The organism is Bacteriovorax sp. HI3, from assembly GCF_059738875.1.
In genome coordinates, this window is sequence record NZ_AP026946.1 from 1,521,114 (window position 1) to 1,536,526 (window position 15,413).

17 protein-coding genes are annotated in these 15,413 nt (G+C 40.9%); 8 read left to right on the plus strand and 9 right to left on the minus strand.

The genetic code is table 11. The annotated features are described in order from the left end of the window. Genes sufC through AC6JA8_RS07625 form a run of 3 tightly spaced genes read right to left on the minus strand, consistent with a single transcriptional unit; the run spans window position 1 to window position 2,664 of the window. Window positions 1-762, minus strand: a complete 762-nt coding sequence (gene sufC, locus AC6JA8_RS07615; RefSeq protein ID WP_497976528.1) for a Fe-S cluster assembly ATPase SufC — start codon at window positions 760-762, stop codon at window positions 1-3. Between the two features lie 13 nt (window positions 763-775). Beyond that, the gene (gene sufB, locus AC6JA8_RS07620; RefSeq protein WP_497976529.1) at window positions 776-2,203 is read right to left on the minus strand and encodes a Fe-S cluster assembly protein SufB; all 1,428 of its coding nucleotides are present in this window, start codon (window positions 2,201-2,203) and stop codon (window positions 776-778) included. Then, on the minus strand, window positions 2,203-2,664 hold the full coding sequence (locus AC6JA8_RS07625; protein ID WP_497976530.1) for an RrF2 family transcriptional regulator: 462 nt from the start codon (window positions 2,662-2,664) through the stop codon (window positions 2,203-2,205). Before AC6JA8_RS07625 ends, sufB begins: the two co-directional genes overlap by 1 nt. 160 nt (window positions 2,665-2,824) lie before the next feature. Here AC6JA8_RS07625 and AC6JA8_RS07630 point away from each other — a divergent pair, with 160 nt between their 5' ends. The 4 genes from AC6JA8_RS07630 to AC6JA8_RS07645 are packed head-to-tail and all read left to right on the plus strand — an operon-like array spanning window position 2,825 to window position 6,167. After that, entirely contained in the window at window positions 2,825-4,597 is a 1,773-nt protein-coding gene (locus AC6JA8_RS07630) for a hypothetical protein (protein ID WP_497976531.1), read from the plus strand. A 9-nt stretch (window positions 4,598-4,606) separates the two neighbouring features. Then, window positions 4,607-5,509, plus strand: coding sequence for a rhomboid family intramembrane serine protease (locus tag AC6JA8_RS07635; protein ID WP_497976532.1), 903 nt, complete (start codon window positions 4,607-4,609; stop codon window positions 5,507-5,509). A gap of 9 nt (window positions 5,510-5,518) precedes the next feature. Next, the gene (locus AC6JA8_RS07640; protein WP_497976533.1) at window positions 5,519-5,764 is read left to right on the plus strand and encodes a hypothetical protein; all 246 of its coding nucleotides are present in this window, start codon (window positions 5,519-5,521) and stop codon (window positions 5,762-5,764) included. 1 nt (window position 5,765) lies between these two features. After that, a complete protein-coding gene (locus AC6JA8_RS07645) occupies window positions 5,766-6,167 on the plus strand; it encodes a hypothetical protein (protein WP_497976534.1) in 402 nt (133 codons plus the stop codon). A gap of 8 nt (window positions 6,168-6,175) precedes the next feature. Here AC6JA8_RS07645 and AC6JA8_RS07650 read toward each other — a convergent pair whose 3' ends face one another. The 3 genes from AC6JA8_RS07650 to AC6JA8_RS07660 form a co-directional block, all read right to left on the minus strand. Then, entirely contained in the window at window positions 6,176-6,601 is a 426-nt protein-coding gene (locus AC6JA8_RS07650; RefSeq protein WP_497976535.1) for a hypothetical protein, read from the minus strand. Between the two features lie 480 nt (window positions 6,602-7,081). Further along, window positions 7,082-7,522: a GNAT family N-acetyltransferase gene (locus tag AC6JA8_RS07655; RefSeq protein ID WP_497976536.1), complete on the minus strand. Its 441-nt coding sequence runs from the start codon at window positions 7,520-7,522 to the stop codon at window positions 7,082-7,084. A 50-nt stretch (window positions 7,523-7,572) separates the two neighbouring features. Continuing rightward, complete coding sequence (locus tag AC6JA8_RS07660) at window positions 7,573-8,262, minus strand: hypothetical protein (RefSeq protein WP_497976537.1); 690 nt, start codon at window positions 8,260-8,262, stop codon at window positions 7,573-7,575. Window positions 8,263-8,308: 46 nt separating this feature from the next. Here AC6JA8_RS07660 and AC6JA8_RS07665 point away from each other — a divergent pair, with 46 nt between their 5' ends. The 4 genes from AC6JA8_RS07665 to AC6JA8_RS07680 all read left to right on the plus strand — a co-directional run bounded on the left by AC6JA8_RS07665 (window position 8,309) and on the right by AC6JA8_RS07680 (window position 12,955). Then, window positions 8,309-10,393, plus strand: coding sequence for a toprim domain-containing protein (locus AC6JA8_RS07665; protein ID WP_497976538.1), 2,085 nt, complete (start codon window positions 8,309-8,311; stop codon window positions 10,391-10,393). A 20-nt stretch (window positions 10,394-10,413) separates the two neighbouring features. Continuing rightward, window positions 10,414-11,847 (plus strand): DNA gyrase subunit A, encoded by a 1,434-nt coding sequence (locus AC6JA8_RS07670; protein WP_497976539.1) that lies wholly within the window; start codon window positions 10,414-10,416, stop codon window positions 11,845-11,847. Window positions 11,848-11,966: 119 nt separating this feature from the next. Next, complete coding sequence (locus tag AC6JA8_RS07675; protein ID WP_102243248.1) at window positions 11,967-12,398, plus strand: integration host factor subunit alpha; 432 nt, start codon at window positions 11,967-11,969, stop codon at window positions 12,396-12,398. 32 nt (window positions 12,399-12,430) lie between these two features. After that, window positions 12,431-12,955, plus strand: a complete 525-nt coding sequence (locus tag AC6JA8_RS07680) for a MerR family transcriptional regulator (RefSeq protein ID WP_497976540.1) — start codon at window positions 12,431-12,433, stop codon at window positions 12,953-12,955. On the opposite strand, the gene AC6JA8_RS07685 is transcribed toward AC6JA8_RS07680, so the two are convergent. Genes AC6JA8_RS07685 through AC6JA8_RS07695 form a run of 3 tightly spaced genes read right to left on the minus strand, consistent with a single transcriptional unit; the run spans window position 12,911 to window position 15,413 of the window. Further along, window positions 12,911-13,852, minus strand: a complete 942-nt coding sequence (locus AC6JA8_RS07685; protein ID WP_497976541.1) for a polyprenyl synthetase family protein — start codon at window positions 13,850-13,852, stop codon at window positions 12,911-12,913. The two genes, AC6JA8_RS07680 and AC6JA8_RS07685, sit on opposite strands and share 45 nt — an antisense overlap. A 5-nt stretch (window positions 13,853-13,857) precedes the next feature. Further along, window positions 13,858-14,787 (minus strand): type II secretion system protein GspN, encoded by a 930-nt coding sequence (gene gspN, locus AC6JA8_RS07690; protein ID WP_497976542.1) that lies wholly within the window; start codon window positions 14,785-14,787, stop codon window positions 13,858-13,860. Then, the gene (locus AC6JA8_RS07695) at window positions 14,787-15,413 is read right to left on the minus strand and encodes a hypothetical protein (protein WP_497976543.1); all 627 of its coding nucleotides are present in this window, start codon (window positions 15,411-15,413) and stop codon (window positions 14,787-14,789) included. Before AC6JA8_RS07695 ends, gspN begins: the two co-directional genes overlap by 1 nt.

Here is a 15,413-nt window from a genome sequence, read left to right on the forward strand (position 1 = left end):
TTATTCGTGGTCCTTAATCAGCCACTCATATCCTTTTTCTTCAAGTTCAAGGGCCAGCTCTTTTCCACCAGACTTAATGATCTTTCCTTTGTAAAGGACGTGAACATGATCTGGAACGATGAAGTCCAGAAGGCGTTGGTAGTGAGTCACTAAGATAGTTGCATTGAAGCGAGAGCGTAGAGCGTTTACACCTTTAGCGACGATTTTTAGAGCGTCGATATCAAGACCTGAATCTGTTTCATCAAGAAGAGAAAGTCTTGGGTTTAAAACGGCCATTTGCAGGATTTCGTTTTTCTTTTTTTCTCCACCTGAAAATCCTGTGTTCACCGGACGGTCAAGGAAAGCTGGGTTCATTTCTAAAAGCTCAAGTTTTGGCTGAAGGAATTTTCTGAATTCTTCTGCGCTCATTTCCGGGGCCCCGTTGAACTTACACGTTTCATTGAAAGACTCAAGAAGGAACGTGAAGTTTGAAACACCTGGGATTTCTACAGGGTATTGGAAACCTAAAAAGATTCCGCTTTTTGCTCTCTCATCAGTTTCAAGTTCAAAAAGGTTCTTATCTTTTGCGTTGATCTTGTATGTGATTGACCCTTCCGTCACTTCGTACGAAGGGTGTCCGGCGATCACTTTTGAAAGTGTACTTTTCCCAGAACCGTTTGGCCCCATGATCGCGTGCACTTCACCGGCCTTAACTGTTAAGTTAATTCCTTTTAAGATTTCTTTGTCTCCGACTTTTGCGTGGAGGTTTTTTACTTCAATCATAAATATTTCCTTACTAACCAATGCTATTTTCTAATTTCATTTCAATTAATTTTACCGCTTCAACTGAGAACTCCAGTGGAAGCTCTTTGAAAACATCCTTACAGAACCCGTTAACGATCATAGAGATACATTTTTCTTCTGAAAGTCCACGAGACTGAAGATAGAAGAGTTGCTCTTCTGAAATCTTCGATGTCGAAGCTTCGTGTTCAACCACTGCCGTGTTGTTTTTAACGTCAATGTAAGGAAACGTATTGGCGCGTGCTTTGTCTCCGATTAACATCGAATCACACTGCGAGTAGTTTCTTGCACCCGTTGCACTTGGGTTGATTTTAACCAATCCTCTGTAGTTGTTTTCTGATTGTTCAGCAGAAATCCCTTTAGAGATGATGGTTGATTTTGTATTTTTACCGATGTGAACCATTTTTGTTCCGGTATCGGCCTGCATGAAGTTGTTGGTTAAAGCAACAGAGTAGAAAGCACCTTCTGAACCATCACCAATCAGGTTACATGAAGGGTATTTCCAAGTGATCGCTGAGCCTGCTTCAACCTGAGTCCATGAGATTTTAGAATTTTTTCCAAGGCAGTTACCGCGTTTTGTAACGAAGTTATAAATCCCACCTTTTCCTTCTTTGTCTCCGGCGTACCAGTTTTGCACTGTAGAGTACTTAATCTCAGCGTCGTCTAAAGCAACAAGCTCAACGATGGCCGCGTGAAGTTGGTTCTCATCTCTTTGAGGAGCTGTACAACCTTCAAGGTAGTTTACGAATGAGCCTTCTTCCGCAATGATCAGGGTTCTTTCGAACTGTCCTGTTTCTTTAGCGTTGATTCTAAAATACGTCGATAAATCCAGCGGACAACGAACACCCTTTGGGATGAAGACGAATGATCCGTCAGAGAAAACCGCCGCGTTTAAAGCAGCGTAGAAGTTATCTGAGTGAGGAACAACTGTTCCCAGGTATTTTTTCACTAGTTCTGGGTGCTCTTTAACTGCTTCAGAAATTGAGCAGAAAATAACTCCCACTTTTTCTAGTTCTTCTTTGTGTGTAGTAGCGACAGAAACTGAATCAAATACTGCATCAACAGCAACACCGCTGATTCTTTTTTGTTCATTAAGAGGGATTCCTAGCTTTTCAAAAGTGGCCAGAAGTTCTGGATCGATTTCATCCAGGCTCGCAATTGAATCTTTTTTCTTTGGAGCGGCATAGTAGTAAAGCGCCTGATAATCAATTTCAGGAATAGTCAGCTTTGCCCAAGTAGGGTGCTTAAGAGTTTGCCAGTATCTGAAGGCCTTAAGACGGAATTCAAGTAACCATTCTGGCTCTTCTTTTTTGGCCGAAATCATACGGACGATTTCTTCGTTAAGACCCTTAGGAAACTCTTCAGTTTCGATGTCTGTGAAGAAGCCGTATTTGTAATCAGAATTTAAAATATCTGTGCTCATTATTGTTGTACCTCAAGGGCATCCACCAATTTGTTTGGGATGTTGAATTCTGTTCCTTGGAGAAGTTCTGCAAGGGTTAAGCTCTCTAGAAATGAGTTTAGTTTGCGGTTTAGGTTTTCCACTGGAGTAGAGATGTTGCATTTGCCAAGAAGTTCACACGTGCCTTTGTGATTCGTGCACATGCGGCCGATTTCTTCTTTGCCCTCAATCATGCGCACCAGTTCCATGTAGGTGATGCTTGAAAGAGGTTTGTTTAAGTGATAGCCACCCTTGATTCCTTTGACCGAAGTAAGGATGTCGTGATTGTTCATCACTTGCATCACTTTTGCTGTCGTATCAAACGGAGTGTTGAAAGCATCACAGATTTCACGGGCCGAAACTAATGGAGTTGAATCGTTTTTGTCGGCCATGAATTTCAGGGCCATCAAAGCGTATTCAACTTTTTTATTAATTTTAAGCATAGTCATCTCTCCATAGGGGGAAAACGGCATTGGCCTTAAATAAGTCCACTATTTTCCATTCCCATCTCGCTTATGGCCCGACAATATCCCAAAATACGTCAAAAATAAACCTATTTATAGTTAGACAAGGGTTTTTACCCTCTGTTTTCTAACGAAATGCATGAAAAAACCGAAAAGTATCAAGATGAATTATTTAACTCTACTATTTTCTCTCGCTTTTACTCTCAATGCCTGGGGAGATTGCCCGCAATTTGAGACCGCTCTCGAAAAAGCGATGGCAAGAGTTACCTCGAGGGAAGCGTCGAAAGACGCAGTCAAGGAAGCGACCGACAAGGTGAAGGCCGTCAATTGGGCGGGGCCAGAAGCAACTTCGTACAAACTTAAGTACGGTCAGGATTCAATCACTAACACCAACAACCGCTCATTCATCTCGATGATGGAAGCGGATAAAAAATTAAAACGCAAAGACGTTTTATATTTTGATGTGGAAAACGCCGTTCAGAAAAAACTCAACGATACACTCATTGGCGATAAAGCGATGGTGGATTCGGTTAACAATTCTTTTCTCGCTAAATTTCAAAAAAATTTACAAGAGCATCCCGAAGTGGCCGCGAAGCTTGAAGGTCAATACAAAGACTACAAGGGAATGCGTTTGCGTTTAGCTTTGAGTGAGGGTGAAGATGCCGCTGTTTGGGAGAAAAAACTCAACGACATCTACCAAAAGAGCGTTGATGAATTTGCCACAGAGTTTGAGAAGATGGGTCTTTCAAAAATGATTGCTCCAAGAACCGATGAAGTGGTGGATGTGCGCTCATGGTTTTTATCGGGAAGTGGAGAAAGTGCTCTTGAGGCCAACATGGCCGCCAGAGGTGCAAGAACGACAGCTTTTAAAGACGGAAAATCAAGAACGGTCTCGTTTAAAGAGCAACTGGCCGTCATGCATAAGGATGTCAATTCGATTGAAGGTTTAAGAAAATCACTGGCCGGAAGTTCTGACTTAATGAAGTCAGGGATTATGATTAAAACCGCAAGTGGAGAGGTGATTCCTTCAAAAGATATGATTGGAGTTTTAAGAAAAATTAAACCAAGTGACTGCGCTGATGCAGCTGAATACGCAGCTAAAATCCGTGGAAAAGTAAAAACTCTTTTTAACAGCGATATCAGTGATAAACATATTGATGAGCTGACAGAGTATTTTAAAAAAGTAGATTCACTTTCTCCGCCATTATTTCAACGCGAGCGCGTTTCAATTAATCTTGGTGAAGCAAAAAATGGCATTGTCTCAGTGGATTTTACCGGTGTTGGGGTGGACAATGCTTATGAGCAAATGCGCGCCCTGAGTGCTGTCAATTATGCCCAAAAAGACGCTAAGACATTAGTTCAGGATGCTTTTGGAAAAATTCAAACCAATGTCGATGGCGTCACTGAGTCGATGAATGCAAGCAAGCGCTATTTCACCTTGGCGACTAAAGACGCCAAGAACCCAAGTGTGGTGCCGAAGTTCTCCGGAGATGACGGAATACTTATGCCAACGGGCGACTGGTCAATGGGCCAAAAAAAGGATTTACTAAAGACGCTTTCAAAAGCTGAAGACCCTTCAAAATTCCGCGTGACGTATGTGCGCACGGTATTTGATTCAGGAGCAGTTGTTCCGGCAGCGGAGAGATCACAACGAGTGGTGCGCGCTGAAGGAATTGAAAAAGCGGTGAGGGAAGCCGTCACCGGAAGTGGTAAAATCTCTTCTGAAAAGGCGAAAAAAATGATTTTTGCCGTGGACTCGATCCCTTTTAATAAAGGTGGGAAATTCAACCTGCTTATTGGCGGGACAAAACCCACAGAAGATGAGAAAAAACTCATTCTTCAGGCCTTTCAAAAATCTCTGGCCCAAGGAGATGGGGAAGTGGCCGGCGATTTAATCGATGCTTTTAATTAAGGAAAAAATATGTTTGTCGTAGGCGAACTTCGCGACAGAAAAATGATCAATCAGATGCGTGATGAACTCTTTTCTATGGGCATCAGCGCAGAGACTCACTATAGCGAAAAAGACGATATTTACTTTCTCACAGTAGACGAAGAAAAAGATCTTCCACGCGCTATGGACTACTACCGCGTGAAGCTTGGCTTTCAAAAGCCGATTGAAGTCGATGAAGAGTGGGTGAAAATTAAAACTCTTCCCCGCGGGCAAGTGACTTATACAATTATCATCATCTGTGCCGTGCTCTTTGGTCTGAGCTATTCGGACATGGGAAAAAGGCTCTTCGATGCGCTCTTTATGGGTGTACCAGAGACGGGCTTTTTATATGAAATCCTACACGGACAAATTTGGAGACTCGTCACTCCCATTCTCATTCACTTATCCATCCTGCACATTGTGTTTAATATGCTCTGGTTTAAGGATTTAGGTTATTTAATTGAGTACAAATTCGGGAAGAATTTTCTACTGATATTTATCCTGGTGAGTGGAGTGGTTTCAAACCTCCTGCAGTACTGTGTAAGCGGCCCTCAGTTCGGAGGAATGTCGGGTGTACTCTATGCGATGCTGGGGTTTGTTTGGGTTTATAAGAAAATCCACGTGGACATGGAGTATTCCCTGCCACCTAGGGATATTACCATCATGATTGGCTGGCTTCTTCTGTGTTTGACCGGATTTCTAGGCCCTATCGCCAATACGGCCCATGCCGGTGGCCTTTTTGTCGGAATGCTCTTTGGTTTATTTAAAACCCCTCTAAAATGGGAACGATTACACTTGAAATATTTCTTCCTCGCCTTTATCTTTCTTGCCTTCACCATTGGCATCGAAGGGCTAAAGCTCGGCGGTCGATATTATGTATTACTTTGGCAATAAGGATTGATTATGGCTAACCCACGCGTAGAAGCACTAAAAGCGAGTTTTAAAGAAAAAACTCCTAAGCAAATGAGAACGATCAGAAACAATCTCAACAACCGTATCAAGTCTTTTGAAGACGAAATGAAATACGGAAAAACTCTTCCAAAAGTTTCTGCGTCTCACATGTTTTTTGAAATGGAACTTAAGGATTTAAAAGACGTTCTTGAATTCGCCATGAAAAAAATCAGAACAGACGAAAAAAGCGGAAACTAAGATGAGACTTCACCTTTTCTTACTCGCAGGGCTTATGGTTTTTCCTCTTGTGGGAAAAGCTGATGGCGCGCCAGAAGAAAAGGTGGAAATCCCAGTCCTCGGAAAGCCCGCCAATCCGGCAGATGATGACGATCTTTCCTACCGCAAAAGCCACTACCAAATCGACTCTCGCTACAAGGCGGGAGAGTACCTCATTTACCAGTGCGAGTTTCAGTATTACACCTGTGTGGATAAAGACGGGTGGGAGAGCTGTCAAGAAAAGCGCTCGGTCGATAAAGAAAAGAAGAGAAGCCCCTATTCGTGTGCTCCGCTGAAAAAGTTTCCAAGCAAGAAGAAATGCCTTGAGGAGAATTATCAGGTGGTGGAGTCGAATGCGAAAAAGAGGTTTTGTTATCCGAAGTAGAATGCTTTTTAAAGTTCTTTACTCTTAGAATAATTTTTTACAATTTTATAGAAATCACTATCTGGTGGGGCAAATTTTTTTGTACCTTCAATAATGCAATCTTCGGTTATCCAGCATAAATCCATTATCCTTTCACCTTGCGATGAAAATATTACAATTTGAAAAAGTATGAAGTTGTAATGAGAGCTAACTTGAATATCAGACCACGGTATTGTTCTTTTTTTGCCAACTTTTTTGATTATTCCTTCTTTGGACATATAAATTCCGATAGAGCTGCCCAGTCTCATGGAATAGGCATTAAAAATGAGATAGAGCGAACCTAGAGCAGTGAATGTCCATTCATGCTTTGATAATGAGAAAGGATAGGAAACAATGACCACAGTAAATAAAACTAGAATCACAAATTTCCAATGAGTGTTTTCAATTTTTATCATGAGCTTAAGATTATCAAAGATTAAAAAAAAGAATCAAAATAGGAATGATCTGTGTTCAATACCCTATAAGGACATGGGAAATGAGGATTGTGCATTTCTTGAAGACGCCTATTTTTTGAGTAGATATATAATTATTGAATGGAGCAAATGGAATTAAACATCGACTATTACGAAAAAAAGGCCAATCGGATTATACTCTCAGTTCTGTTTTCTATGGTTATTGTATTGCCGATTTTTCGTCATTTCTTTCGCGGTATCAGTCTTTCAATTTACGGGATAGTATGCATTTTCTCAGGATTTTATGTGCCATATTCTCTTGCAAGCAGACTCGCTCAATGTCCAGCATGTCGAAAGCAATATTTGCCTAGAAAAATCTATGACCGAGAGGAGATGAAAAGAACCGTAAAGGAGAACCCACCATGTTCAGGGTGTGGTTATGAAGCCCTTATTATTTCAAAGTATAAAGATCTTCTCTAGAATTTAGATGTTTTTATACATCAAAACATGCGGCCCAATCCCTTCAATCTCAAAGACTTCATCGTTAAACTTTTTAAAGCCCACTTTTTCGTAAAAACCCACCGCTGTTGTGCGGGCATTACACCATAAAAGTGTGCAGAAGTTTTGCTTGATAATTGGGAAGGCCATAGTCAGAAGTTCCGAGCTTAGCCCTTGTCCTTGAAAATCAGGAAGAGTGGCCATGCCGCGAAGTTGGTACTGGTGCTGGTCTTGGAAAATAGGATTTCTTTCGTAGTAAAACGAAGCGACACTGACAAGCTTTGAGTCTTTAAAGGCGCCGAGGTGAAAAGAGATGTCTTCATCGTCGTCGTTTTCAAATTTTGCTTTTTTAATATCGTGATCAGGAATCAGGACTTGTTGCCTGATGGGATAGGTGTCTTGTGCGCTTAATCTTAAAACTTTCATTAAATTTTTATAATACTTCTTTTCTGGACTGTCATTGCAAATCAGGCAAATCAATGACTAAGTGTGTTCGATATCCTAAACAATCTTTCCATAGAGAGCTTGGCGAGAGTCTGAGAAAAAAATTCAAAGACTACATTGGGAAATCCTGTGTGTGGACCTTGCCAGTCAGCTTTAGTGAAAAACAGACATTTTCCGTTGTGATTTATGGCGTAGATATTACCCTTTAAATTCTTCAAAATTCCGTGCTCAAATTCAAAGGGGTAGACACCCTCTTTTTCAATGCGAGGAAGTTTAAAAACTAAGCGCATATCATAGGGGAGAAGCACGTGTGAGAGCAGGAAATCGATTTCCTGATTTTGCTCGCTATACTTGCTCACTTTCACGAAATCTAAAAATTTTGAGTAGCCCTCGTACACAGAGAGTTTTTTAAGAGCGTAAGAGCAGGATTTGGGATGAAGACCAGCGATCGTGAAATGCAATTCTTGTGTTTCATTTTTTTTGTCGGAAGAAGTGCTCGCAGTCGCACTAGTGACCTTTGATTCGGAGAATATTTCACCCTCCAAAATTTTTTCTTTTAAATTTTTTTTATACGGCAAAACGTTATGATTTAACTCCTCTCCCCAGAGGGAAAAGGAGACTATTGATGTCATAAATAACAGGCAGCAAAAAAAGTTTTTTCGACGCATTGTACCTTTTCTAAGACGGGCTCTGGTCTTTAACCTAGTCAGCATTAGAGTCATTTGTGACTATTATTTCCCAATATTTAGAGATTGAAAAGGATGCATAATGAGTAGTGTAGGCCCGGTTACCCGTAAAGGTAACACAAAAGACGCCTTAATTGAGAGCAAGGATCAGCGTTGGCACGTACGTAATCGCGTGACGCTTGTTTTTGGAAGTAACGATGTAGAAGACCTAGATGCCTATATTTATAAGCCAAATGGCATCGAATTTAAGACAATTAAATTTCACCAGGCAAAATCAAAGGCCGTTGAAGAGATTTTAGATAACAGTATCGACGAGTATTACCGCGGTCACGTTACTGAAATTCACACGACGCTTTCACCTGACAAAAAGACGGTCACTATCACGGATAACGGAATTGGTTTTCCTATCGATAAAGTGCCTCAAGTTTACACGGAATTTAGAACCGGATCGAAGTTCAAAGACGAAGAGACGGATGAGAAGGGATTTTTATACAGAACTCTAGGGCAAAACGGTCTTGGAGCAGCGGCAACTTGTCTAACTTCTGACGTGTTTGTAGCGACTGTAAAACACTACAATTCTAAGCAAGAGCAGACGTGGGAATTCACTAACGGTGCTCTTCAGACAAAAAAGACAAAACCAAAGCCTTTTAAAGGTGCTTCAGGTGTCTCTGTTACACTGACACTTTCAAAAGAAGTTTATAAAAACAACGAAATTTCTGAGGATTTACTTAGAAAGCGTATCATCGACCTTGCTTACAATAACCCAGGGTTGACGTTCTATTTTAACGGGGAAAAATACCAGTTTAAAAAGGGACTTTTTGAGCTTGCTCAAAGAATTGATGCAGCTTCTGCTCAGCTAGTGGGCGAAGAGGCTTACATTTACGAAACAGAAAACGCAAAAGGGAAGAAAGTTAAGGGGAAAATCGATTTCCACTTATCAGTTACCCTGGATAAAAAGTCAGAAGAGCGCGAAAAATTCATTTCTTTCGTAAACTCTACACCGACTTTTGACGGTGGATTCCACCACGACCGCGTAAAGAGAATTTTCATTAACACTGTTAAGGAAAAAATCGAGCGCGCAGCTAAAAAAGAGAAGATTTCTGTCGTTGATAACGACGTTCTTACAGGTATGACTTTTGTTATGGGAATCACAATGCCTAACCCGCGTTTTGAATCTCAAACGAAAAGAAAACTTGTTCGCGACTTAAACCTTGAAAAAGGGATTGAACATTTCATGGGAGACAATCTCGAGAAATTCCTTAGAAAAAATAAGGAATTTTTAGAGCTGGTTGTAGAGCGAGCAAAATCGCGCCATAGATTCCAGGAATTAAAAGACGCCTCTCTAAAAGGGAAAAAAGCAAAAAAACAAAGAGTTGAAAAACTCCTTGATGCTAACGAAAGAAAAGACCGTCACCTGTGTACACTTTTCATCTGTGAAGGGGACTCGGCGATTGGTGGACTTCGTTCAGCAAGAAATAAACTTTACCAGGGTGGTATTGCGCTCAAAGGGAAACCGATGAACGTCATGCAGGCATCGATTAACGATGTTATCAATAACCAGGAATTCATGGACATCATGGCCTCGATTGGTCTAACTATCGGGCAAAAAGCTGATGCACAAAATCTTCGTTATTCTAAAATCGTCTTCCTTGCCGACTCGGACGTGGATGGTGGTCACATCAACACGCTTTTAGTGAATTTCTTCTTCACTTTCTGGCCGGAACTTTACGAACAAGGTGCTATCCAGTTTGCTAAAGCTCCACTTTTTGAGGTTATCACTGACAAAGAAACGCTTTTTGTGGAAAGCGATGAACAGTTAGAGAAACTGAAAAAATCAGGGGTAAAAATTAAAGAAATCCAAAGAAACAAGGGACTAGGAGAGATGTCTCCAGAGGCCTTCAAGTACACACTAAGCCGTGATGAGTTTACAAAAATCAGTGTCGATGACATGGATTCTGCAAAACAAACTCTAGATATTTGTTTTGGTAAAGATACAAATTTAAGAAAAGAACTACTACTGGATGCAGAGTCTACTGGGGCCATCGCCGCAGAAGAGGCACCTGCTAAAAAAGCTGCTGCTAAGGGAACTCAAAAAGCGACCCCGAAAGCTACAAAAACAACAGCGAAAGCAAAACCAGTACAGAAAGCGACTAAAAAGAAAAAATAGAAAGAAAGGATTAAAGTACAATGGAAGAAAGATATCTTCACGCTCTGGATTCAGTATCACTTACTGAAGTTGTAAAAGAAGAATATAGAAATTACCAAATCTATACGTTGATGGATCGTGCGATTCCATACCTGCAAGATGGATTAAAGCCTGGTCAGCGTAGAATTCTTTTCACTCTGTGGAAAAACCAATCAAAAGGACTGATGAAAGTTTCCAGTGCAACCGGGTTAGTATTAACCCTGCACCCGCACGGACCTGCTTCAGTTGAATCGGCCATCGTTAACATGGCCCAGGATTATACCTTCTCAAACAACTATCCATTGATCGACAAAAAAGGGTACTTCGGTGAAAGAATGGAAACTGCTCCGGCAGCTTCACGTTATATCGAATGTAAACTTGGAAAAATGACTGAGTTCCTGTTATTTGATGACATGAACCAGGTCGACATGGTTCCTAACTACGATGAAAAAGTTATGGAGCCGGTTTGTCTTCTTCCAAAGCTTCCTATCATGTTAATGAACGGAGCAGAAGGAATTGGAACAGGTTTCTCATCTGTTATTCCAAGCTTCCACCACTCTGATCTTGTAAACTCAATCATTCAGTTCATTGAAACTGGAAAAGCTAAAAAGCTTAAGAGTTACGTTCACACTTACAAAAATAAAATTGAAGTAGATGAAAAAGGCCGTCTTGTTTTCGGAATGAAATTCGAAGAAATCCACGGTTCAATTTACATCACTGAGCTTCCTCGCGGATACGATGCTGCGAAAGTGTACCGTTATTTAACTAAGTTCATTGATGAAGATTATATCAAAGACTTTATCGACTCTTCAGTTAACAACGACATTAAGATTGAACTTATTTTCAAGAAGGGGCAGCAGCCACCACTTGAAGAAGTGATCAAGAAAATGTCGACAGCTTCAACTCTGGTTCCAAACTACACGCTTATCTCTGAGCGCGGGGTAAGAATTTTTAATGCACCAGAAGAGATCATTGAGATCTTCGGGGCAAAGAGACTTGAAGTTGTTAAGCGTCGTTATGAATTAATGGTTGAAGATCTTGAAAAGAAGATCCGTCAAAACAACGAAATCATCCGCTTCATCAAAGAAAAAGAATACGAAGTAGCGACAAAGTCGACGAACAGAAAATCTTACGTTGAATACCTTGATAAAAAGAAATTCACGTTTGCTGAGTACCTGGCCGACATGCCGATCTACCGTATGACCAAAGAAGAAGTTGAAAAACGTCAGCTCATGGTGAAGGATGATTCAGCATCTCTTAAAGAATTTGACAAAATTGCTAAGTCAAAGACGCTAGTTGAAAAGAAACTTATCGAAGAACTTCGTGAAGTGGATGAGAAGCTTACGGCCTGGATGAAGCAAAGAGATACTGAGAAGGCCAATCAGCAGAAAAAGATTGAAAAAGAGTCAGGAAAAAAGAAAGTTAAGCGCAAATAGTTGAGCGACAAGCTCGATTAAACGTAAAACCTTGAATTTTTTTATAGAAAAAAATGACCTTCTAAGTTAACCTGCTAATATATGGTTTATGGCGCACATAATTTTCATGGAGGAAGATAATGAGTCTCACGAAGGCCGACATCGTTGAACGAGTGTATAAAGAAGCTGGTTTCTCGAAGAAAGAAGCAGCAGATTTAGTTGATCTCGTATTTAAAGTAATCAAAGATACTCTCTCAAAAGGAGAGAAGGTAAAGATATCTGGTTTTGGAAATTTTTCCATCAGAGATAAAGCAACACGTGTAGGGCGTAACCCGCAAACAGGTGAAGCAATGGACATCTCTGCAAGAAGAGTTTTGACTTTTAAGCCTTCACAAGTGCTTAAAGAAGATGTCACAATGAGATATGCTCACCGTCTGGATGAAAAAGGAAATGAAAATAAGTCACTTCCTCCAAAAGAAGGAACGGCAAGAGCTCTAAGCTCATTCATGTCGAACACTGATGATGGTGATGACGATATGGACTTTTCACCTGAGGATGAAGACAACGATTAGTCGTTGTTCTGAAGTAGGGCAGAGGATAATTAATGTTTGGACCAATTGAAATTCCCAACAAATCTTCCTTCAAGATCAATGAAGTTTGTGCGCTCACTGGTGTAAAATCTTATGTTTTACGTTTTTGGGAGTCAGAGTTCACAGAGATTGCTCCAATGACTTCTTCATCAGGACAAAAACTTTACGAACATCGCGATATCGAAGCGATTCTTCTCATCAAAAAATTACTATTCGAAGATAAAATGACAATTGAGCGCGCGAAGGCAGAGATGAAAATTCTTATGCCTCGCGAGTCTCTTGTTGAAGCAAGTTTTGCCGATAACTTTTCATTCGAAGACGATGAAGCTCTTCATGAAGATGAATTCCTGGCAAATGACTCTATTCCAGAAGCACCTATTTACCCGGAAAGAACTTCTCAAAAAGAAGTTGTCCGTGAATCTATGACTAAGAGAGTGTTGATTGAATCTGACTTCCAAAAGCTGATGGCCGCCAAGTCAAAGCTTCAAGAGATTCTACACATTACCGAAGGTCTTCATCATAAGAATCACTGGAGCTAAGTCCAGTTTCCCTTTTAAGTGACCATTGATTGTTTTTAGGTTCGGTTCAATAATCGAGAGCATCTTTGCGTAGTAATCTGCCACGATTTTATCTGTATTCTTTAATTTTAATTCACCCGAGAGGCGAGCGAACTCAAAAAGACCACGAGACGTCTCCTGAAGGCAGTCTTCGCCAAAACGAAGCCATGGATTCACATCCAGCTCATGCTGAGAGAGTTCGCTTTCAGCAAGCTCAGAAAGGTCGTCAATGAGCTGAAAGTTCACGCCCAGAAGTCTTGAGTATCTCCAGAGGGCCTTTTCTTTTCTTGCGTCTTTTTTTGGAAGTGAGATGAGTGCACTTCCAAGAATCGCCACTTGAATCAAACGGGCCGTCTTTAGTTCGTGGGTGCGAAGAGTGTTGGCAAAAGATTTTGTCATCTCGTGAGAAAGATCCAAAACCTGACCGTGGATCAATCCCTTTGGGCCAAGCGCCCAGCTAAAAAATCTAAATAGGTCCTGCGATCTCGGGTGATTGATTTTTGAAAGCAGTTGATAAGAAATATTTAACAGGCCATCTCCAGCAAGAAGTGCCTGCCATTCACCGTAAGCAATATGCGTGCACGGCTTTCCACGCCTTGTAAGGTCGTTATCCATCGCCGGCAGGTCATCGTGAAGCAAAGTGTACGTATGGTGAAATTCCACGCCAGAAGAGAGTTTAGCGTGGTTAGAATTTAAGTTTTCTTTCGAGGCCAGGAATGCTTCCGGATTTAAATCAGAAAAAACAGACCAGACCAGGTGAGGACGAAAAAGTTTTCCACCAGGAAGCACAGCGTATTCATAAACGTCTTTGATGGCGTGGTGAGGAAGGTTACCCGCTAAATGGTGAGCGAGCATTTTTTCGAGCTGTTGTGTCTGCATACGTTTTATAGGATTTGAGGAGCACCAGGGTTTCTAAGAGGTCCATTGACCTTTAACTGATAATTACCACTGGTATTTGACTCAGGCAAGAATAGTTTTAAGAAGGCGAAGTTCGTCAAAATATAGTTGGTAAGTTTCATGTTCCCGCTAAGATTTAGCATGGAACCCATGAAGTCTGCTTCGTTAACTCTGATTTTCCCTTTTAAGTTCAGTTCGACTGGAGCGTTATTTTTACCAATCTGAATGCGCTCAATAGAGATGTTGCTTGGGTCATCAAACTTAGCTGAAATGTTAAGCGTTTCCAGGTTGATTTGAGTCAACTCGAAACCTTTGATGTTTTGAGAAGGAAGAGAGAAGTTGCGTGAAACGATATCAACTTCACCATCGTGAAGAGATCCTGATTTAAATTCAAAGAAGCCTTCAATGCTAAGAGTTCCGGCAACTGGTGAAAGGTTTGCTTCTGTCATTGGGGCAAAAAGCTGGGTGTCTACGCGGGTTTTTTCAATCTTCACGTTTTGCGAGAAGACCGAGATCACCGGGTAGAGATTGATATAAGATTTTCCGCTTCTTGCTTCAACATGCAGTCTTAGACCAACGGGATAGAAGCTAGGAGAGTGGAAAGCAACTTTGATATCCTGGAACTCCAGGCGGTTGTTGTACTGGCCGAAACAGGCACCAAGAATAACCGGCTTTCTCATCACTACTTTAGGAAGTAGGTAAGAGAGTTCTACTTTTTCAAATTGAATAGGGCACGAAGGGTTTTGGCCAAGTTTCGTCTGAAGAAATTTATTCACCCTTTCTTCTAATGAAAAGTTCACCATGAAACCAAGAAACAGCAGAATGAAACCGATGACAACGAGTCTTGCCTTCGTCCAGTATTTGGGCGTGTAGATTTCTTCGTTAAGTTCATTATACTGAATTCTTTTCTTCTTCATTATTGATTAAGATTGGGACCCATATGCATCAGGGAGATTGTTCCTTGAAGCAGGTTCGTTTCATTGTTTTTATTCAGATTGATTTTTAAAATTTTAAATCTTTCCTGGTCAACCAGAGCGCGCATGAAATTTGAGAAATCATTGGTCCCAAATCCCTGGAAGACAAGTTCCGCTTCTGTCTTGTTGATGCTTGAAGAAATCGAGTTTTGAGTGAAGTTTGAAATGTTCACTTTTGACTGATCAATCGAGCTTTGAGAAAGGATGTTTCTCATTCTATTGTCTAAGTCGTCCTGGCCCATGATTGAAGAAGGGGCAAGGTAGTTGGCGCTGATGTTGTTTAGGGTATTTTTGTTCCCGTCAAAAAGCGCAATCTGATCCATGATTTGTTTTTTCGTCTCAATGGCCTTTCTCGACTGAGAATTTCCCCACCATAAAACAGCAACGAAAATAAAAGGGATAATAATCAAAGTGAAAGTTGTTACCTGGGCAACAATCTTTTGTTGGTCTTCATCCAGGTTTGCCAGAGCATCGTTGAACTTCTGGAAAACGCCTTCGCTTTTTAAAGCATCCAGCTTTTGAAAAATAAACTCATCAATTTTAATAAAAAGATTCGATGATTTTTCCAT